Raw genomic sequence first — 21106 nt, 5'->3', positions numbered from 1 at the left:
CACCCCCCTCTCCGAAAGACCGGGTCACCATGCCTCGCTCAACCCTGCGCCGCTCCGTGGCGCCCGTCGGCGTCCTCGCCCTGACCGCCGGGCTCGCCCTCATCGGCGGGCCCGCGCACGCCGGCACCGTCAACTTCCAGACCGCCTGCCAGGCCACGCCGTCGACCTCACTCGCCGGTCCGCAACACCAGGTCGTGGCGGCATCGGCCTCGGTGACCGCGCCCGCGAGCGTCGCTCCCGGCGACACGTTCACCTACCGGATCCAGCCGGGCCCCGGCTCCTACCCGGACTCCCAGTCGGGTGGCACCACCGCCGGACTGTCGCGGCTGAAGTTCGACTTCGAGATCCCCGCGAACTCGACGTTCGTCAATGCCGTCGTGGCGGCAGGCACCGGCGCCAACCTCGGCGGGGTCGCCCCGAACGTGCTTCGCGTGAACACCTCCGGCACCGTCGACGCCGCAGGCCAGATCCTGCGCCTCTCCGGCAACAACCAGACCATCGGCAACGGCCCCTCCTCCAGCGGAAACAGCGAGGGCGGCATCACCGCGCCCAAGCTGAAGAAGAACCTCGACGGCACCAACAACTCCGGCGGCAACAGCGTCTTCCAGCTGCCCGCCGTGGACGTCACGGTCGTGGCCGGAGCCGCGGGCACCATCACCCCGAAGCTGCGGGTGGGCGGAAACGCGGCCGCTTACAACAACGATGAGAACTACAGCACGTCCCTGGCCAAGGCCAGCGCCCCGTTCGTCGGCACCGTGTGGGCGCCGACCCGCTGCGTGCCCAAGGACAGCAGCGGCGGAGCGCTCAACGCCGGCGGCGGACCGCTGGCCACCGTCAACGTCGTCGCGGCCGCCGTCGCGACCGCCACGACCCTGACCGCACCCGCCACCGCGACCACCGGCACCGCGATCGACCTCACCGCGGCCGTCGCGCCCGCCCCGAACGGTGGCACCGTCCAGTTCAAGGATGGCGACACCAACATCGGCGCACCGGTCAACCTCACAGGCGGCAACGCCACCCGCAGCCACATCTTCGCCACCGCGGGCGCCCATGCCATCACCGCGGTCTACAGCGGCGCGACCGGCTTCACCGGTTCCACCTCCGCGGCCACGACCGTCGATGTCCAGGGCCCGGCCCCCGTCGACGTCGCCACCGCCACCACACTGACCGTCCCCGCGACCGCGACCACGGGTTCCGCCGTCGGCCTGTCCGCGACGATCGCGCCCGCCCCGAGCGGCGGCACCGTCCAGTTCAAGGCCGACAACACCCCGATCGGCGCACCCGTCGAGGTCGTGGGCGGCGTGGCCACCCTGGCGCACACCTTCACCACCACCGGGCACCGCAACATCAGCGCGTCCTACTCCGGTTCCGCCGGATTCCTGGGATCGAACTCCGCCTCGCAGACCATCGAGGTCAACGCCCCGGCTCCCACCGACGTGGCGACGGTGACCAAGGTGACCGCGCTGAGCACGGCCACCGTCAACACGCCGATCGACCTCTCCGCGACGGTCACCCCCTCCCCGGCGGGCGGCACCGTCCAGTTCATGGACGGCACCACCCCGATCGGCGGACCGGTGACCGTCGTGAACGGGACCGCGATCCTGGCGCACACCTTCACCTCCGCTGGCGAGCACGGCATCACCGCCGTCTACAGCGGGGCACCGGGCTTCGTGGCCTCCACGTCCGCGACCTTCGCGGTGACCGCCTCGGCCGCAGGAACCCCGGGCGGCAGCGGATCGGCCGGCAGCCTCTTCGGTTCCTGATCACATTCCCTAGACCCACCCCCTCAGGAGTTGTTTTGACATCCCCCACCCTGCGCCGCGGCGCGGCTGCCCTCGCGGCCGCCGGATTGACCGCGGGCGCACTGCTACTGGCGGCCCCGGCCACCGCGGTGCCCACCACCACCGGCTTCGATGCCGCGTGCTGGGGCAAATTCAAGAGCCTGCTGGACAACACCCACAAGTCCATCGGCACCGGCGTGACCGTCGAGGCCCCCGCAAGTGTCGTCACCGGCGAGACCTTCACGTACCGGCTCCAGCCCGAGACGATGACGCTGGCGCGCAACGGCGAGAACCTCCGGATCCGCTCGAGCGTGTCCAGGATCAAGTTCGACTACGAGATCCCCGCCGGCGCCCAGTTCGTCTCCGCCACGGTGGTTCCCGGCACCGGGGTCAACCTGGCCGGATCGGCGCCGACGGTCACCCGGGTGGCCGAGAACGGTAGCCCCTCCGCCGCAGGCACGATCCTGCGCCTGTCCGGAAACAACGAGACCGTGGGCAACGGCCCGACCACCAACGACGGCGCCGAGGGCGGCATCGTCGTGAACGCCGCGGGCTCCGGCGACACCTCGTACCGGCTGCCTGCCATCGAGGTGACGGCCGTGGCCGGTCCCGCCGGATCGGTGGTGACCCCGAAGATTCGCACCACCGGAGCGGCCGCGAACTACAAGGCCGACGAGAACTTCTTCACCTCGCTGGTCCGTGAGAAGGACCCGGTGTTCTCCGTGTCCTACTGGTCCGCCACCCGGTGCGTGCCGAAGAACGGCACCGACCCCGGCAGCGGCGTCCCGCTCAACGCGGGCGCGGGCCCGCTGGCCACGATCAATGTGACCGCCCCACCGAACGCGACGACAACGACCGCGGTCGCCGCTCCCACGACCGCGAACACCGGTGCGGCCGTTGATCTCACGGCCACCGTCAGCCCCGCCCCCGCGGGCGGCACGGTCCAGTTCAAGGACGGCGCCGACAACATCGGCGGGCCGGTCACCCTCAGTGGCGCCACCGCCACGCTGAGCCACACCTTCGCGACCGCGGGCGCACACGCCATCACCGCGGTCTACAGCGGCGCTCCCGGGTTCGCGGGCTCGACCTCCGCGCCGCATTCGGTCGAGGTCGGCGTCGCCACCGTCGACACGACCACGGTGCTGACCACCCCGACCCACGCGAAGACCGGGGTGTCGGTCGGCCTGGCCGCGACCGTCGCACCCACACCGACCGGCGGCACGGTGCAGTTCCTCGACGGCGGTGCCCCGATCGGCGCTCCGGTGACCGTCGCGGGCGGCGTGGCCACGCTGGCGCACACCTTCGACTCGGCGGGCAGCCACTCGATCACCGCGTCGTTCAGCGGTGCACCCGGCTCGGCCCCGTCGACCGCGGCCGCGAAGACCGTCACGGTCTCGGTCCCGGCGCCGAACGAGGCGACCACCAGCACCACGCTGGACGCCCCGACCCCGGCCACCCAGAACCAGGCCGTGACGCTCACCGCCACCGTGGCACCGAGCCAGGCGGGTGGCACCGTGCAGTTCTACGACGGCGTCACCGCGATCGGCGCCCCTGTGCCGCTGTCCAACGGCACCGCGACGCTGTCCCACGCGTTCGGCACCGTCGGCGCGCACGGCATCACCGCCGTCTACAGCGGCGCGGCGGGATTCCTGGGCTCCACCTCGGACGCTCACGTGGTCAACGTGACCGCGGTGGGCACCCCCGGCGGCGGTAGCGGCTCGGCGGGCAGCATCTTCGGCTCCTGATCCAACCGCTCACCCCACGGCGGGTGCGTCGCCTTCCGGTGACGCACCCGCCGTTTGCTCGTTCGCGGGGCCTGTTCGTGACCCCGCCGATGCGCCAGTCTGGAGAGGCCATCACATCCTTCGAGTAAGGACACGTCATGACTCCCTCAACCATCCGGGCGATGCAGGTCAGCGAGCCGGGCGGGCCGTTCGTTCAGTCCACGATCACCGCGGCGGAACCCGGCCCCGGTCACGTGCGCCTCGTGGTCGAAGCGTGCGGGGTCTGCCACTCCGACGCGCTGGTCACCGGGGGACAGTTCCCCGGAACCACATTTCCCCTCACCACCGGCCACGAGATCGCGGGCCGGATCGAATCCGTCGGCGACGGCGTCGACGGGTGGCGGGTCGGCCACCGGGTGGCGGTCGGTTGGTACGGCGGCAGCTGCGGATTCTGCGATGCGTGCCGCGACGGCGACGGGGTCAATTGCCCGCGGTTGCAGATTCCCGGCGTCGCGTACCAGGGCGGATACGCGGATTCGATCGTCGTCCCCGCCATCGCCCTCGCGGCGATTCCCGACGAGCTGACCGCGGTCGAGGCCGCTCCCCTCGCGTGTGCAGGCGTGACCGTGTTCAATGCCCTCCGTCGGAGCGCCGCCAGGCCCGGCGACGTGGTCGCGATCCTCGGGCTCGGCGGATTGGGCCATCTGGCGGTCCAGTTCGCCGCCAAGATGGGCTTCGTCACCGTCGGGATCGCGCGTGGTTCGGAAAAGGCGTCATTGGCAAGCGAACTGGGTGCCGATCACTACATCGACAGCACCGCGGAGGAGGTGGCCCGGGGACTACGGGCGCTGGGCGGCGCGAAGGTCGTGCTGGCCACGGTCACCAACGGCGACGCCATGACCGCCACCGTCGACGGGCTGGGACGCAGGGGTGAACTCATCATCGCGGGGGCGACGCCGGACGTCCTGCGGATCAGCGGACTGCAGTTCATCACGGGCACCAAGAGGATCTACGGTCACGCATCCGGAACCGCACTCGACACCGAGGCGACCATGCGCTTCGCCGCGCAGACCGGGGTACGGGCCTGGATCGAGGAGGCTCCCCTCGCCGAGGCGGGACAGGCCTTCGACCGGATGCTCAGCGGCAAGGCCCGCTTCCGCATGGTCCTGACCACCGGCAACTGACCGGCGGACCGCGAAGGGGGCATCCTCGCGCGACGTCGCGCGAGGATGCCCCCTCGGCCGGGCGCGGGGGTGTTCCCCGCCCCGATCAGCTCTCGGCCAGCGCCGGCATCTTGACGACCTGGCCGGCGTAGGACAGGCCTGCGCCGAATCCGAGCAGCAGCGCCGTCGCGCCGGGCTGAACCTGACCGGTCCGCAGCATCTTCTCCATGGCGAGCGGGATCGACGCAGCCGAGGTGTTGCCGGTCTCGATGATGTCGTCCGCGACCGGAACGCCCTCGGGCAGGTCGATCGACCGGACGATCACGTCGTTGATGCGCAGGTTCGCCTGGTGCGGCACGAACGCGTCGATCTGGTCGATCCGCACGCCTGCGCGGTCCAGAACCGTCTTGGCGATCTTGCCCATCTCGAATGCCGCCCACCGGAAGACGGCGGTGCCCTCCATGATGATCCAGGGGCGCTTCTGCGCCGGGTTCAGCGCGAAGCCGACCCAGTCCGGCTCCTGCCGGATCGAGCGGCCCTGCGCGCCGTCGGATCCCCACACCGTCGAGCTGATGCCGACCTCGTCGGAGACGCCGACGACCACAGCGCCCGCACCGTCACCGAAGATGGCCCGCACCGAGCGGTCGGTGGGCTCGGTCGAGTCCGTCATGCGGTCCACCCCGACCACGAGCACCTTGTTCGCGGTGCCCGCCCGGACCAGGTCCGAGGCCACCCCGAGGGCGTAGCAGAAGCCCGCGCACCCGGCGGCGACGTCGAAGGCAGAGGGGCCGCCTGCGCCCAGCATGTCGGCGAGGATCGCCGCGCCCTGCGGCGTCTGCATCGGGTAGGTCGACGTGGCCAGGATGACCACGTCGAGCTCGGCCGGCTCGACTCCCGCGGCCGCGAGCGCGGACCGGGCCGCCGACTCGGACATGTCCAGCACGGACTCCTCCGGGTAGGCCTTGGCGAACCGCCGCTCCTTGATCCCCGTGCGCGACTGGATCCACTCGTCGGTCGAGTCGATCGACTCGCAGATCTCTTCGTTCGTCACCACGCGCTCGGGTCGGTGCACCCCGAGTCCGAGCATGGCGGTATTACGGATTTCGGTGGAGTTCGTGATCACTGCACCCATGGGTCTATCTCCTCTTGTTCAAAGTTTCGCTTCGGGATGCTCGGGCGAAACCCACGAACTCTCCTCGCTCGACACCGTAGCGCCCAAAGAAACTGGACGGTGATCCAGCCCACAAGGGTGATGCGGTACACAATCGCGTACCGGCGGCGCGGTTCAGCCGGCGTACCCCCACCGGGCCGCCACGTCCGGGTGCGCGCGCACCCTGCTCTTCCACGCGTTCGCGCCGTAGGTGTCGAAGATGGGGTTTCCCGGGTCGGCACTCACCCCGCGCGCCCGGCCTGCCAGCTCCGCGGGCAGCGTCAGCACCGGCACCACGGCGTCGAGTGCAGGGTTGAAGAAGTAGGGCACCGAGATCCGCTCGGGCGAACCAGGGGGCGAGAGCACCCGATGCCTGGTCGCCCTGAGGTATCCCGCCGTGGCGACCTCGAGCAGCTCGCCGATGTTGACGATGAACGCCCCCGGCAGCGGCGGGGCGTCGATCCAGTCGCCGTCGCGACCCTCCACCTGCAGCCCGCTCGACCCCGGCTCGACAAGAAGCAGGGTGAGCACTCCCGAATCCTTGTGTGCGCCAACACCCTGGTGGCTCTCCCGCTCCGCCGCATCGCCGACTCGATGGCCCGGATAGTGCACCACCTTGATCAGGGTCGCCGGGTCCGTCGCGAACGCGGGGTCGAACACGTCGGCACTCGCCCCGAGCGAGACCGCCCACTCCCGCAACAGTTCCAGGCCGAGCCGCGACAGTTCGGCGTCCCAGCGGATGATCGTCGCCCGCAACTCGGGCAGCGCCCTCGGCCAGCGATTCGGTCCCTGCAGGTTCCAGTACCCGGCCGCGCCGGGGATCGCCGCGCGCTCGGGCCCGATGTCGATCTGCTCCCGCCAGTCGGTACGTCCCTCGGTGAGCTCTCCACCGAGCCGCGTGTAGCCCCGGAAATGCCGACTGCCGAGCATCTCGATCGACATCTTCTCCGCAACCGGCAGCGCGAAGAACCTGTGGGCCACCCCGAGGACCTCGTCGATCAGCACCCTCGGCACGCCGTGACCGGTCAGGTAGAAGAAGCCGAGCTCGTGCGTCGCCCGGCGCAACGCCAGTCGCCCCGCGCACTGGTCAGTTCGCCGAAGTCGACCACCGGCAACATGAATCCAGGGTATCCCCGTGAATCCCTGCAATACCGGCAAACCCTGATTAGGATCTACGTGGCGTGCGCGTCGCCGCACACGCCCGGGGAACTCGTGTTCCATGACCAAAAGTCACGATGGACGTCGATGGGGTGGTGTGATCGTGGGAGCTTCGAAACGATTGGTGCAGGTCTCGGCAATCGGGGCGGCGGCACTGCTCCTGCTGGCCGGGCCGGCCGCCGCCGATCCGAACACTGTGAACCCCATCCCGGGGCTCAACGGGACCAACGGGCTGCCCGTGCTGAACGGCCGCTCCTCGGCCATCGCCCAGGCCACCGGCCTGCTCAGCCCCAATCGAACCCAGGACGCCAACGTCCTCGGCACCGACCTCGGCATCATGTGGGACAACGGAAATGGCGAGGTGCTCACCGCGTTCGGCGACTCGGCCGGGCTCGGCATCCCGAACCTCCTGAACGGAAGCCTCTGGTCGTGGCGGAGCAACACTCTCTTCCGCAGCGCCGATCGAAACCTCGCCGACGGCATGAGCTTTGACAGCTCACCGCGCGACTTCCTCGGCCAGGCCAAGGAACTGATCCCCAGCCCGAAGATCCCGTACGTGGAGATCAGCAGGATCCCGACCGCAGGCGTCGCGGTGGACGGCATCCAGTACATGTCGCTGATGTCGGTCAAGAACTGGGGCGAGCCGGGCCAGTGGGACACCAACTACTCCGGGCTCGCGTTCTCCACGGACAACGGGGAGAACTGGACCGTCGCCCCCGAGACCAACCGTCCCGCCACCGCCGGTAACCGGAACTTCCAGATGAGCGCGTTCGTCAAGGACGGCGGCTTCGTCTACCAGTACGGCACCCCGCCGGGCCGCGGCGGACTCGTGCACCTGGCCCGGGTGCCGGAGAAGCAGATCCGCGACCTCGGCGCCTACGAGTACTGGAACGGCCACGAATGGAAGAAGGGCGACCCGAACGCGGCCGCGCCCATCGTGTTCGGCGGTGTCGCCGAGCTGTCGGTGCAGTACAACCAGTTCCTCGGCCAGTACCTGATGCTCACCACCGACAACTTCAACTCCGTGGTCATGCGCCGCTCGCCGTCGCCCACCGGCCCCTGGAGCCCGCCGGAGGTGCTGCTCGAGGCCAGGGAGCTGCCGACCGCCTACGGTGCGTACATCCATCCCTGGTCCACCGGGCCCGATCTGTACTTCCTCACCACCGTGCACTCCAACTACAACGTCCTGTTGATGCGCACCACTCTCCATCCGTGAACGCCCGCCGGCAGCGCACGGCTACCGTCACGGCGATGGACGCACAGGACTGGGACGATAAGTACGCGGGCACCGACCTGGTCTGGGGTGCGCCCGCCAACGCCGTGGTGATGGAGTTCGCGACCTCCCTGCCCGCGGGACGGGCACTGGATCTCGCCTGCGGCGAGGGCCGAAATGCGTTGTGGCTGGCCACTCGTGGCTGGCAGGTCACCGCGGTGGACTTCTCCTCGGTGGCACTCGAGAAGGGGGCGAGGGCCGCCGCGCCACTGCCCCGGTCGGTGCGCGAACGACTCGAGTGGCTGCATTCCGATGTGACGAAGATCGAATTCCGGCAGGAGTATGACCTGGTTCTCGTCGTTTACCTGCATCTTTCGCCGAAAGAGCGGCCAGAACTGCTGCGCCGGGCCGCGGCCGCACTCCGGCCAGGCGGCACGCTGCTGGCCCTCGGGCACGACGCCACCAATATCGCCGAGGGCGTGGGCGGGCCACAGGACATCGAGATCCTCTACACCCCAACGGAGCTGGTCGGCGAGCTCGGCGACGCGGTGGTCCCCACCGTCGCGGAACGGCGGTACCGGCACACCGAGACCGGCACCGCGATCGATGCGCTGGTCGTGGGAAGGCGCCCCTATCTTGGCAGCTAACTGAATGCCGAGTAATATCGGCTAAGTTACCGACGAGTAGCTACTTGGGCGGTACTTGACACAGCATGACCGCACCGTCTCACCGGGAGAAAAAGACATGGGCCATTACAAGAGCAACGTCCGTGACCTGGAGTTCAACCTCTTCGAGGTACTCGGTCTCGAGAAGCCGCTGAGCGAGGGCGCCTGGGGCGACCTGGACGCGGACACGATCCGCACCATGCTCAGCGAGGTCGCCAAGCTGGCCGAGGGCCCGCTCGGCGAGGCGTTCGCCGACGCGGACCGCAACCCGCCCGTCTTCGATCCCGAGACCCACACGCTGGCGCTGCCCGAGTCGTTCAAGGCCTCGTTCAAGGCCATGTGGGACGGCGAGTGGTACCGGATGGGCCTGCAGGAGGAGATCGGCGGCGTCGCCGCTCCCCGCGCCCTGGTCTGGTCCATCGCCGAGATGCTGCTCGGCGCGCAGCCTGCCGCCTTCATGTACGCCGCGGGCCCGTCGTTCGCGGGTGTGCTGTTCGAGAACGGCACCGAAGAGCAGAAGAAGTGGGCCGAGACCTGCGTCGAGCGCGGCTGGGGCGCCACCATGGTGCTGACCGAGCCGGACGCCGGCTCTGACGTCGGTGCCGGCCGCACCAAGGCCATCAAGCAGGACGACGGCAGCTGGCACATCGAGGGCGTCAAGCGGTTCATCACCTCGGCGGTCTCCGACGACCTGTTCGAGAACATCTTCCACCTGGTGCTGGCCCGCCCGAGGGCGCGGGGCCGGGCACCAAGGGCCTGAGCCTGTTCTTCGTGCCGAACACCCACTTCGACTTCGAGAAGAACGAGCTGGGCGAGCGCAACGGCGTCTTCGTCACCGGTGTCGAGCACAAGATGGGCCTCAAGGCCTCCGCGACCTGTGAGCTCACCTTCGGCGGCCACGGCATCCCCGCCAAGGGCTGGCTGGTCGGCGAGGTCCACAACGGCATCGCCCAGATGTTCGACGTCATCGAGCACGCCCGCATGATGGTCGGCACCAAGGCCATCTCCACCCTGTCGACCGGCTACCTCAACGCGCTGGCGTACGCCAAGGAGCGCGTGCAGGGTGCCGACCTGACCCAGATGACCGACAAGGCCGCGCCGCGCGTGACCATCACCCACCACCCGGACGTCCGCCGGGCGCTGGCGATGCAGAAGTCGTACGCGGAGGGCCTGCGCTCGGTGTACCTCTACACCGCAGCGCACCAGGACGAGGTGCTGGCCCAGCTGGTCTCCGGCGCCGACAAGGACCTGGCGTTCCGCGTCAACGACCTGCTGCTCCCGATCGTCAAGGGCGTCGGCTCCGAGCGGGCCTACCAGTACCTGACGGAGAGCCTGCAGACCCTCGGCGGCTCGGGCTTCCTGCAGGACTACCCGATCGAGCAGTACATCCGCGACGCGAAGATCGACTCGCTGTACGAGGGCACCACCGCCATCCAGGCGCAGGACTTCTTCTTCCGCAAGATCGCTCGCGACCGTGGTGTCGCCCTGGCCCACGTGGCGGGCGAGGTCAAGAAGTTCATCGAGCGCGAGGACGCCGACAACCGTCTCAAGTCGGAGCGCGCCCTGCTCGCCACCGCGCTCGAGGACGTCCAGACGATGGCCGCGACCCTGACCGGCTTCCTGATGGGCGCCCAGGAGCAGACCACCGAGCTGTACAAGGTCGGCCTCGGTTCCGTGCGCTTCCTGATGTCCGTCGGCGACCTGCTCATCGGCTGGCGTCTGCTGGAGCAGGCCGAGATCGCCATCAAGGCGCTCGACGCCGGTGCCGCCGACAAGGACAAGTCGTTCTACGAGGGCAAGGTCGCCACCGCGTCCTTCTTCGCGAAGAACGTGCTGCCCGAGCTGACCGCGAACCGCGCCATCATCGCGAACACGGACAACGACATCATGGAGCTCGACGAAGCCGCGTTCTAAACGGCACGAGCTCGACCGGGCCAACGGGCCCGATCCGGATCAACGGCGATGCCGCACACCGACACGGTGTGCGGCATCGCCGTTTCCGTACCGGATGGGCCGCGGGCGCCCGGGGCCCGGATCGGGTATTGACAACGGGTGTTGTCATCCTGCATGTTGACCATGGGCCCGCACGCAGATCCGCGGGCGCCGGATCCCCCGAGCGAAGGGCACACCGTGACCAAGAGCCTGTCGGATACGACCGGAGCAAGGGCGCCGCAGCGGTTCATGCGGGATCCGATCGCCGCGCGCCGGGTCGCGGCACCCCTGCGCCTGCTCGTCGGTGCCGCGCCTGACCCCACCGGCGACGAACGCGACCGGCTCGGCCGGGCGCTGATGGAACGCGACGAACCGGCCGACGCCCTGGTCCGGGCCATCCGCGAGGACCACATCGTGTCCATGCCGATGTTCCGTCAGGCCCTCGAACACGGCATCGACTCGATCCCCGATCCGCCGGACCCGCTGCGGGAGTTCTTCGGGACGCTGGCCCGGACCCCCGACTGGGTGGACGAGGCGAAGTTGGCGCGTGGCGCACGGGTGCTGCGCCGAGTGGGCCTTGATGCCTCCCTGGTCCTCGGCTACGGCTCACTTCTGGGCGGCTACAACAATTCCGGGCCGCTGCCGCTGCTGATGGCATCGGGCAAACTCACCGGCGAGCAGACGCTGCGCCGGGTCTCCGAGACCAGCGTGTGGTGGCGCGCGGTCACCGCGCCGGACGGACTCGAGCGCTTCGGCGAGGGCTGGAAACTCACGGTGCACGTGCGGGCGATGCACGCGTTCCTCAACTACCAGCACGAGCACGACCCCGCCTGGCGCAGCGACGTGCGCGGGCTGCCGATCAACCAGTTCGACCAGGCGGGCACCCTCGGACTGTTCTCGACCACCTTCCTGATCCACACCCGGGTCCTCGGCCTGCGCTACACCAAGGCGGACGCCGACGCCGCGATGCACCTGTGGTGTTATGTCGGCTGGCTGATGGGCGTGGACGAGCACTGGCTGCCGTTCACCGAGGCAGGCGGCCGCCGGATGATCTACCACATCGGGACCGCGTCACCGGCGGCAGACGCGAACAGCCTCGCCCTGGCCAAGTCGCTGATCGATTCGCCGAAGCTGATCCACCACAAGAACTTCCAGCGGATCCGCCGCACCTACGACTACGAGCGCGGGCTGAGCCTGGCCACCACGCTGCTCGGCCCCTCGGGAGTGCGTGCGCTCCGGGTGCCGATGCGCCCGCCGTGGTACCCGGTGTGGCGGGCCGCCGCGAACACCGTCAAGCATCGCGTCATCGCCCGACTGCCCGGCGGGCAGCGCTGGGTCGATGCCCGCGCAGAACGACAGCTGGACGACGCCCACCGCCGCCTGCTCGGCGGCGAGCGGCCCCCGATCGGGCAGATCACCCATGCCGGCTGAGCCGCCGCTCCCCGCGGCCGCTACTCACATTTGACGATGGGCACCGGGTCGTACTTGACCGTCCGGGTGTCGCGCGAGATCTCCTGCCCGGTGGCGTGATCGGTGATCACCCTGGTGTCACTGGTGGTGAAGCCCTTCGCGCCGCTGGACGCGATGCAGCCCGGCCCCTTGGGCAGGGTCACGGTGTTCGGGTCGGTTGGCGCGTACCGCTCCCCCGGGATGGACTGCACGTCCACGGTCTTGGTGCCCCAGAGCCGCACCGTCACATCGGATCCGGTCCCGAAGGCCTGGATCAGCACGCCGGTCGGCGAGTCGTTCTTGAACTTCAGGTCGATCGCACCCTCGAACACGGTCGCCTCCCTGGCCGCGGGGTACCGGGAGATGTAGTAACTGTGCTCGGTGTGGCCCGCGTCCTCCATGCCCGCGAAGTAGGCGGCGTTGTAGAGCGTGGTGGCGAGCTGGCTGATGCCACCGCCGACCGCCTTGGCCGGGCGGCCGTTGTTGATCACCCCGGACTCGACGTACCCCTCCGCCGATCCACGCGGACCGGTATACCCGTTGAGCGAGAACGTCTCCCCCGGCTTGACCACGGCGCCGTTGATCTCGCTCGCCGCCAAACGGATGTTGACGCCAGAGGCGTACTCGAAGCCACCGCTGGTGAACTCTCCGATGACCTGCCGGATGCCGAGCTTGTCCGCAGCGGCCGTGGTCAGTGCCGGCGGCTTCTGCTCGTAGACCGCGGCAGTGGTGCGCGGCCCCGGCTGCGCGAGCAGCGTGGGCAACTGCTCGAGGGTCTTGCGCCACTCGATCATGTCGCCGGTCACCGCGGGCACCACCGTCGGCGCGCCCCCGGTCAGGCTGAACGTCGCATCCTTTGGCTGGACCTCGGTGCCCGCGAGTTGCGGCGCGAGCACACCGATCGCCGCGTCGACGTTGTACTGCGGGGTGAGTCCACCGTTCCCGTCGGGCGCAAAGGTGAGAACGCCGCCGACCTGGTCCCGACGCAGCACCGCGGACTTGTTGTCCCGGCCGGTCACCACGAGATCCGTCGCCACGGCCGGGACCGCGACCTCGCTCATCGCCCGATCCACGCCGTCCTGCCCCACCGAGACGGGCACCACGCTGACGGGCAGGTCCACGCTCTCCCCGTTCGCCCAGTCCTCGGCGAAGGCGGTCTCCGCGGCCTGTCCGTCGAGATTCTGGCCCTGTCGGGGCGTGACGGCGATCGGCGTCGCCCCTCGAACACGACGTTGCCCTCGAGCGGTGCGCGGTCGGTCTGCAGCCGGATCCCGTCGATCGCCTCGGTCAGCTTCACCGGGTCAGTGGTGGTGACGACGCCGATCTCACGGTCGGAGAACAGTGACGTCAGCCGCGTGACGGGGTTCAACGGCTGGGAGCCGGCCCGGTCCAGCGTGGCCGACCAGTCGACGGCGAGGCCAGCCTCGCTCGGCACGATCTCGGTCTGCACCTCGCCCGCCTGCACCGGGACCGGCTGGTCGACCCTCGGCCCGATCTGTGCGCGCAGCTTCGCCTCCGCGTCGGCGGTGCGCAACCCACCGACGTCGACTCCCTCCACCGTGACGCCCCGCGGGACCGAATCGCCGGACAGGGCGTAGTCCGCCCCGTAAGCGACGAGCCCGACCGCGGCGAGCGCCGCGGCGCCGATCGCGATCTTGGCGAGCGGGGATCGGCCCGGCGACCCGGGCTGCGGCGACCCGGAGCCGTCCTGCGGTCCCATCGGCGGGCCGACCGGCGGGACGGGCGGAGGTCCGGGGTCTGCGGGCGGACCGGACCGCGGCGCGGCGGCCTCCCCGGCCATGAGCACGGTGTCGGGGTCGATCGGATCCGAGGGTCCGGCAGCCGCTGCAGCTGCCCCCGGCACGTCGCTGTAGGCCTGCACAGGCGCCTGGAAGACCTCGGACGGCGCATCCGCAGGCTGATCGGGACGCACGACGGGGATGATCGTCGTCTCGGCTTCGTCTGGCCTGGCCTCTTCGTCTGGCCTGGCGTCGCGGCCCTGGTCTACCTCGGCCTGCTCCGGACGCTCGATCCGCGCGGTCGGAGCCTCGGCTTCCTGGCCCGAGTCGAGGACGATGCGAACCGTCTTGGCGCCGTCGGCGTCGCCGACGGCATGGCCGGGCACCTTCCCGCCATCCTCGGTCGGGGGTGCGACATGCCCGTTCGCATGCCTCCCGCTCCCGCCGTTACCGTCCGTCACCCTGGCCCCTCCTACCGAATTGCCGCTGGGCCAACCGCCTGTTTTCCGAGGTCCAGCGTAACGCGACGCTCATGGGGCTGCAGATTCGTCGCGTCGCCAGAGAAGGGAACCGACGGATTCGATCCGTGGTCACCGCCGGACAGCGAGGCGGCGCCATCACGAATGATTCAGCCCTCGGGAACTTTGGCGAAAAATGTTGGTCGGGCGTCCAGTCAGGCGGACGCCAGCACGCGGATATGGGTAGTCCCGCATTGCAACCGGGTCGGGGGTCAGGCTGCAACGCGGGACTACACGGGTATCGACCGATGTCGAGATCCCGTTACACACCGAGACCAGAATCCCTCTCGGCCGTCCCAAAATTCGGGATGGAGCCACGTCACCTGCGCAAACACGCTCGAGACTGTGCCAACCGCCACACAGAAGAAGATCGGGCCACGGCCGGATCCCTTCTCCGCGAGCATCTTTGCCGACGAAACCGCACGGCCACCGGAACTACGGGCGGATCAGCACGTCCAGACCACGCTGGAAGTCCGCCACCCGCCGCTCGAGGGCGTGGTGACCACCGTTGACGAGCTCGGACACCCGGACGATTCCCGCGGAATCGGCGACCTGGTTGAGGTCCCTCGACTGCCAGTACCAGACCGCGGTGGTGAACGCGTTCTCCGGCGCCTCGACGAGCTCGGGGTGCGCGACGAAGTCGATGCCCGTGAACTGGCTCAGACTCTCGTAGTTGTGACGGCCGGTGATCTGGATGGCGCCGCGCCCCTTGTAGCGCTCACCGTCGCCCGCCTGGGTGTTCCCGAGGTCGGCCCGGCCCTCGTAGGCACGGCCGGATGCGTACTCCTCGAACGTCCGGAACGAGTCGGATTCGACGGCGAGCTGCGCGATGAACGCCGCCTGGCGGACGGGGTTGTCGATTCCGCCGCGCTCCATCGCCGCGTTCAGGGGAGCGACATACTCCGCAATCTTCTCCGCGGGCATGCCGGGCACGATGCGTGCCAGCTCGTCGGGGGTGACCGCGGCAGGCGCCGGGGCAGGCGGCTGCGGCGCGGGCTCGGCCGCGGCGGCCGGCTCGGCGGGTGCCGGTTCCGCCACGGGGGAGCCTCGGCCCGAGGGGGCGCGGAGGCGTCGAGGGGGCCGTAGAACCCCACAGGTACAGGGGTGGCGGCGGCGGAACCACCGGGCCCGATGACTGCGGCGCCGGTGGCGATCAGGGTGGCGGCGGCGAGGGCGACACCGAAATGGCGCGAGCGTGAAACATTCAAGGGTCGGGCTCCAAGATTCGACCGAATGATGTCTCGGCCTCCGAACGGTGCCGCGGGCGCCTGAACGAGGATGTCGCCATCCCTGTCAAGTCACCGTCAAGCAGCAATTAGGTCACAACCAGATAACGTCGCAGGCGACCCAGATTTCAACCAATTGCGACGAGGGTCACAAATAGTGCTTTGGCGTGTCGGGTTGACATTTGGCGCCCATCGGAGGTTGGCGACGCGCTCAGCGCGGCAGCCCTCCATCACGGCCACCGCGGCAGGATTCGCCCCGAATGGACGGGTCGACGCGCCACCGGCCTGCCAGTGTCGTTGCATTCCAATGGGATTCATCCGCCGCATCGCGATGAATCGGCACCGCGGGGCCGGGCTGGTATCGGATCGGTGATGTCATTTCCGGAGCGCTCCGGTGACCTGCAGACATCGCTCTCGCGACCTCACAAGCCAAACAGGGCGGTCGGTTGGTGTTCTACCCAACACCCGCAACCGGGCCTGGCCAGACCTCGGTTCGACACAAAACGGAGTACTCGAGCCAACTCCGTGACATATCCGAGACCGGACTCCGGACGGGCGGCTCGCGCCATCGAGCGGGCTCCCTCGGCGGTGTGGTCCTACTCCCGGCCGGAGGACACCCAGGTCGGATCCGCCGACCGCGCCCCGACCGTGATCGCGGCCAGCTCGTCGAGCCGGGAGATGAAGTCGGCGTGCAGCTCGAGCGCCAACGCCTCCGCGTTCTCGGTGACCCGCGCGGCGAAACGCGTCCCCGGGATCGGCACCACCGGCAACGAGAACTCACGACCCTTGGCGTACAGCCAGGCCAGCGCGACCTGGGCCGCCGTCGCATCGGACTCGCGGGCGACCGCTTCGATCACCTCGAGCACCTTCGCGTTGCCGGGCAGCGCCTCGGCGTCGAACCGGGGGAACCGCCTGCGCAGGTCTGACTCACCGAGCGCGGCCGGGTCGTAGGTGCCGGTGAGAAAACCCCGACCGACCGGCGAGTACGGCACGAAACCGACGCCGAGTTCGGCGGCGGTGGGGACGACGTTGCGCTCGACGTCGCGGCTCCACACGCTCCACTCGCTCTGGATCGCGGCGATCGGGTGAACCGCGTGGGCCCGGCGCAGCTCGTCGCCGGTGGCCTCGGACAGGCCGAGGTGTCGCACCTTGCCCGCGGTCACCAGCTCGGCCATCGCGCCGACCGTCTCCTCGATCGGGACATTCGGATCGACCCGGTGCAGGTAATAGAGGTCGACGCTGTCGGCGCCGAGACGACCGAGCGATTCCTCCAGGTAGCCCGCGACGTGCTCGGGCCGGCCGTCGATGCCCCGCTGCCCCGCGGCGATGTTGCCGACCAGACCGAACTTGGTGGCCAGCTGCACCTCGCCGCGCCGGGTGCGCAGCACCTCGCCGACGGCCTTCTCACTGGCACCGTTCCCGTACACGTTGGCCGTGTCGAGGAAGGTGACGCCGATGTCGATCGAGTGGTGCAGCGTGGCGAGGGCCTCGGCCGGGTCGACCGGTCCGTAGACGGGGGCCACCGACATGGCCCCGTATCCCATGGCACTGACGTCGAGTCCTTCGGCGAGCGCAACGGTGCGAACAGTCATGGCTCGTATCTTCACGCACCACAAAGAGAAACGCACGGTCTGGGATCACCGTGATTCCAGACCGTGCGTCGACAGCAGCAGGCTCGGCGGCCTGCCGTTCGGTTACCGCTCGATGATCGCCGTGACTCCCTGGCCGCCCGCAGCACAGATGGAGATCAGGCCGCGGCCGGATCCCTTCTCCGCGAGCATCTTTGCCAACGAGGCCACGATGCGGCCGCCGGTCGCCGCGAACGGATGCCCGGCCGCGAGCGACGAACCGTTGACGTTGAGCTTGCTGCGGTCGATGGAGCCGAGCGCGCCGTCGAGGCCGAGCCGCTCCTTGCAGTACTCGTCCGACTCGAAGGCCTGCAGCGTCGCCAGGACCACCGAGGCGAACGCCTCGTGGATCTCGTAGTAGTCGAAGTCCTGCAGGGTGAGCCCGTTGCGTGCCAGCAGGCGCGGGATCGCGTAGGTCGGCGCCATGAGCAGCCCGTCGCCACCGTGCACGTAGTCGACCGCCGCGGTCTCCGAGTCGACCAGATGCGCGAGCACCGGCAGATTCCGCTCGGCCGCCCACTCGTCGGTGGACAGCAGCGCCGCCGAGGCACCGTCGGTGAGCGGGGTGGAGTTGCCCGCGGTCATCGTCGCGTCGCCGAGCTTGGTGCCGAACACCGGCTTGAGGGTGGCCAGCTTCTCCACCGTCGAGCCGGGCCGAAGGTTGTCGTCGCGGGTCAGCCCGAGGAACGGGGTGACCAGGTCGTCGAAGAACCCGCGGTCGTAGGCCGCCGCCATGTTCTTGTGGCTGGCCGCGGCGAGCTCGTCCTGGTCCTCCCGGCGGACGCCGAACTCCTTGGCGGTGATCGCCGCGTGGTCGCCCATCGACATCCCGGTGCGGGGCTCGCCGTTGCGCGGGATCTCGAGGCCGAGCATGGAGGGCCGCACGTTGCCGAGCAGCTTGATCCGGTCACCGGTGGTCTTGGCCCGATTGATCGAGAGCAGGAACTCGCGCAGCGCGTCGTTGACGCCGATCGGGGCGTCGGAGGTGGTGTCGACGCCGCCGCCGATCCCGGCCTCGATCCGGCCGGAGGCGATCGCATCGCCGACCGCGATGATCGACTGCAGGCCGGTGCCGCAGGCCTGCTGCAGGTCGTAGGCCGGGGTGTACGGGCTCAGCGCGCTGCCGAGGACGCTCTCGCGCATCAGGTTGAAGTCGCGGCTGTGCTTGAGCACCGCGCCGCCGACCACCATGCCGAGCTGCTCACCCTGCAGGTTGAAGCGGCTCACCAGGCCGTCCAGCGTCGAGGTGAACATGTCCTGGTTCGATGCCTGCGCGTACGCCTTGTCGGAGCGCGCGAAGGGGATGCGGTTGCCGCCGACGATGGCGACGGGGCGAAGCTGCTTGCCGCCCGCGCTCGGGGCTGCTGCGGCCGGCTTCTTGGCGGTTCGGGCTCTGGTGGTCACGTCGGTCTCCATGTATGTGGGATCCTGCCTCGACATCGAACTTACTCCAGAGTAAGTTCAATGTCGACACCGCACCCGAAATCCGGGTGCCCGATTGCGACAAAGAAGGTGGACCGTGGCAGCCAGCAAGGGCGCTCCCGACCTCTACTCCCAGTTCCTCTCCTCCGCGCCGGGCGCGTTCATCGCCAAGCAGGCCGGACTGCCGCAGCCCGAGAAGCTGCGCCGGTACAAGGCAGGCGAGCCGGCGCTGGCAGGCCCGGTGCTGATCGGCGGCAAGGGCCGCCTGGTCGAGCCGCTGCGGAACCTGCTCTCCGACTACCCCGCCGCCGCACCCCACGACGACCGCCTCGGCGCGCTCGTCTTCGACGCCACCGGCATCGGCCAGGTCAGCGAGCTGGTCCAGCTCTTCGAGTTCTTCCAGCCGGTGATCCGCAACCTCGCGCCCAGCGCCAGGGTCGTGGTCCTCGGCACCACCCCCGAGGAGACCTCGGGCGTCGACGAGCAGATCGCCCAGCGCGCGCTCGAGGGCTTCACCCGCAGCGTCGGCAAGGAGGTCAAGCGCGGCGCGACGGCGCAGCTGGTCTACGTCTCGCCGAACGCGTCGACCGGGCTGTCCGGCGTCGAGTCCACCCTGCGCTTCCTGCTCTCCGCCAAGTCCGCGTTCGTCGACGGCCAGGTCATCCGCGTCGGCGCCGCCGACTCCGTGGCCCCGGCCTCCTGGGACCGCCCGCTCGAGGGCAAGGTCGCCGTGGTGACCGGTGCCGCCCGCGGCATCGGCGCGACCATCGCCGAGGTGCTCTCGCGCGACGGCGCGAAGGTCATCTGCGCCGACATCCCGGCCGCGGGCGAGGCGCTGTCGGAGACGGCGAACAAGGTCGGCGGCACCGCGCTTGCCCTCGATGTCACCGCCGACGACGCGGGCGAGAAGCTGGCCGAGCACCTGCTCGAGCGCCACGGCGGCGCCGACATCATCGTGCACAACGCAGGCATCACCCGCGACAAGACGCTCGCGAACATGGACGACGCCCGCTGGAACATGGTGATCGCCGTGAACCTGGCTGCCCCGCAGCGGATCACCGACACCCTGCTCGCCAAGGGCGCGCTCCGCAGCGGTGGCCGCGTGGTGGACGTGTCCTCCATCGCCGGCATCGCGGGCAACCGCGGCCAGACCAACTACGGCACCTCCAAGGCGGGCGTCATCGGCCTGGTGCAGGCCACCGCCCCGGTGCTGGCCGAGAAGGACATCACCATCAACGCCGTCGCGCCCGGCTTCATCGAGACCGCGATGACCGCGGCCATCCCGTTCGCCACCCGCGAGGCAGGCCGCCGGATGAGCTCGCTGCTGCAGGGCGGCCAGACCGTCGATGTCGCCGAGCTGGTCTCGTACTTCGCCAGCCCCGCGTCCAATGCCGTGACCGGCCAGGTCGTCCGGGTGTGCGGCCAGTCGCTGATCGGCGCCTGATGTCCGCGAGGAAGGGCGGTCTCGTGCAGCTGACGGAACAGCCCAAGACACTCGAGATCTACGCCCGCGCGGCGCTCGGCGCGCTGCCCGTCGTCGGCAAGTCCGGCACCAGGCGCAGCCTGCCGAAGCAGACCCTCGCCCTCGAGGGACTGCGGGTGAACCCGGACAACCTCGCCGCGTACGCACGGGTGTGCGGGCTGCGGTTCGGCGACACCCTGCCGATCACCTACCCCTTCACCCTGGTCTTCCCGACCGTGATGAAGCTGATGGTCTCGGCCGAGTTCCCGTTCCCGGCAATCGGTTCCGTCCACACTGACAACGTGATCGAGCAGCTGCGCCCGATCTCCGTCAGCGAGCCGCTGGACCTGAAGGTGCACGCGGAGAACATCCGCAGGCACCCCAAGGGCACCCAGGTGGACCTCGTCAGCGAGGTGTCCGTCGGCCGCGAGCTGGTCTGGCGACAGGTCAGCAGCTTCCTGAAGATGCACCCGACCGGCGAGCCGAAGGAACCGAAGCAGGTGCACGCGGACGAGGTGCCGCCGCGCCCGATGCGGACGCTGCGGGTCGATCAGTCGACCATCAGCCGCTACGCCGCGGTGTCCGGGGACCGGAACCCGATCCACGTCTCCTCCCTCGGCGCCAAGGCGTTCGGGTTCCCGCGCACCATCGCGCACGGGATGTGGAGCGCGGCCGCGGTGCTCAGCGCGATCGAGGGCCGGATCCCGGACCGGGTCACCTACAGCGTCAAGTTCGGCAAGCCGATCGTGCTGCCCGCCACGGTGAACGTCTACGCCGATCAGGTGCCCGGACCGGACGGCGCCGGCTGGGACCTGGCGCTGCGCCACCCGAAGAAGGGCTATCCGCACCTGACCGCGACCCTGCGGTAAGGCGGCT

13 protein-coding genes and 2 pseudogenes are annotated in these 21106 nt (G+C 69.7%); 9 read left to right on the top strand and 6 right to left on the bottom strand.

Translation table 11 applies throughout. The annotated features are described in order from the left end of the window. Positions 1 to 29 precede the first annotated feature (29 nt). From BTZ20_RS02185 to BTZ20_RS02175, 3 genes are all read left to right on the top strand, one after another. Positions 30 to 1763: an Ig-like domain-containing protein gene (locus tag BTZ20_RS02185; protein WP_077040214.1), complete on the top strand. Its 1734-nt coding sequence runs from the start codon at positions 30 to 32 to the stop codon at positions 1761 to 1763. Between the two features lie 35 nt (positions 1764 to 1798). After that, the gene (locus BTZ20_RS02180) at positions 1799 to 3526 is read left to right on the top strand and encodes an Ig-like domain-containing protein (protein ID WP_077040213.1); all 1728 of its coding nucleotides are present in this window, start codon (positions 1799 to 1801) and stop codon (positions 3524 to 3526) included. Between the two features lie 137 nt (positions 3527 to 3663). Further along, positions 3664 to 4689 (top strand): alcohol dehydrogenase catalytic domain-containing protein, encoded by a 1026-nt coding sequence (locus BTZ20_RS02175; RefSeq protein WP_077040212.1) that lies wholly within the window; start codon positions 3664 to 3666, stop codon positions 4687 to 4689. Positions 4690 to 4774: 85 nt separating this feature from the next. Here BTZ20_RS02175 and BTZ20_RS02170 read toward each other — a convergent pair whose 3' ends face one another. Together BTZ20_RS02170 and BTZ20_RS02165 are read right to left on the bottom strand one after the other, a co-directional pair. Then, positions 4775 to 5800 carry a beta-ketoacyl-ACP synthase III gene (locus BTZ20_RS02170; RefSeq protein ID WP_077040211.1) on the bottom strand — a complete coding sequence of 342 codons (1026 nt, stop codon included), beginning with the start codon at positions 5798 to 5800 and terminating at the stop codon, positions 4775 to 4777. Positions 5801 to 5953: 153 nt separating this feature from the next. Beyond that, positions 5954 to 6967 (bottom strand): isopenicillin N synthase family dioxygenase, encoded by a 1014-nt coding sequence (locus BTZ20_RS02165; protein WP_411269135.1) that lies wholly within the window; start codon positions 6965 to 6967, stop codon positions 5954 to 5956. 130 nt (positions 6968 to 7097) lie between these two features. Between BTZ20_RS02165 and BTZ20_RS02160 the strand changes: the two genes are divergently transcribed. The 4 genes and pseudogenes from BTZ20_RS02160 (at position 7098) to BTZ20_RS02145 (ending at position 12217) form a co-directional block, all read left to right on the top strand. Further along, complete coding sequence (locus BTZ20_RS02160; RefSeq protein WP_411269134.1) at positions 7098 to 8192, top strand: DUF4185 domain-containing protein; 1095 nt, start codon at positions 7098 to 7100, stop codon at positions 8190 to 8192. Positions 8193 to 8227: 35 nt separating this feature from the next. Next, positions 8228 to 8836 (top strand): class I SAM-dependent methyltransferase, encoded by a 609-nt coding sequence (locus tag BTZ20_RS02155; protein ID WP_077043413.1) that lies wholly within the window; start codon positions 8228 to 8230, stop codon positions 8834 to 8836. 97 nt (positions 8837 to 8933) lie between these two features. After that, a pseudogene (locus BTZ20_RS02150) lies at positions 8934 to 10768 on the top strand (acyl-CoA dehydrogenase). 216 nt (positions 10769 to 10984) lie between these two features. Then, complete coding sequence (locus BTZ20_RS02145; protein WP_223263574.1) at positions 10985 to 12217, top strand: oxygenase MpaB family protein; 1233 nt, start codon at positions 10985 to 10987, stop codon at positions 12215 to 12217. A 20-nt stretch (positions 12218 to 12237) separates the two neighbouring features. Here BTZ20_RS02145 and BTZ20_RS02140 read toward each other — a convergent pair. The 4 genes and pseudogenes from BTZ20_RS02140 to BTZ20_RS02125 all read right to left on the bottom strand — a co-directional run bounded on the left by BTZ20_RS02140 (position 12238) and on the right by BTZ20_RS02125 (position 18750). Next, positions 12238 to 13955: pseudogene (locus tag BTZ20_RS02140) on the bottom strand (VanW family protein). A 972-nt stretch (positions 13956 to 14927) separates the two neighbouring features. Next, positions 14928 to 15530, bottom strand: coding sequence for a glycoside hydrolase family 19 protein (locus tag BTZ20_RS02135; protein WP_223263573.1), 603 nt, complete (start codon positions 15528 to 15530; stop codon positions 14928 to 14930). Between the two features lie 784 nt (positions 15531 to 16314). Next, positions 16315 to 17310, bottom strand: a complete 996-nt coding sequence (locus BTZ20_RS02130; protein ID WP_077040209.1) for an aldo/keto reductase — start codon at positions 17308 to 17310, stop codon at positions 16315 to 16317. Positions 17311 to 17412: 102 nt separating this feature from the next. Then, entirely contained in the window at positions 17413 to 18750 is a 1338-nt protein-coding gene (locus BTZ20_RS02125) for an acetyl-CoA C-acetyltransferase (RefSeq protein WP_077043411.1), read from the bottom strand. Between the two features lie 115 nt (positions 18751 to 18865). On the opposite strand from BTZ20_RS02125, the gene BTZ20_RS02120 reads away from it, so the two are divergent. Together BTZ20_RS02120 and BTZ20_RS02115 are read left to right on the top strand one after the other, a co-directional pair. Continuing rightward, positions 18866 to 20212 (top strand): 3-oxoacyl-ACP reductase, encoded by a 1347-nt coding sequence (locus tag BTZ20_RS02120; RefSeq protein ID WP_077040208.1) that lies wholly within the window; start codon positions 18866 to 18868, stop codon positions 20210 to 20212. Next, the gene (locus tag BTZ20_RS02115; RefSeq protein WP_077040207.1) at positions 20212 to 21099 is read left to right on the top strand and encodes a MaoC/PaaZ C-terminal domain-containing protein; all 888 of its coding nucleotides are present in this window, start codon (positions 20212 to 20214) and stop codon (positions 21097 to 21099) included. The genes BTZ20_RS02120 and BTZ20_RS02115 overlap by 1 nt, the downstream gene beginning before the upstream one ends. Positions 21100 to 21106: the final 7 nt, after the last annotated feature.

Origin of the sequence: Rhodococcus sp. MTM3W5.2, assembly GCF_001984015.1 — a bacterium.
Lineage (GTDB): Bacteria > Actinomycetota > Actinomycetes > Mycobacteriales > Mycobacteriaceae > Rhodococcus_G > Rhodococcus_G oryzae.
This window is presented reverse-complemented; position numbering and strand designations above follow the sequence as displayed.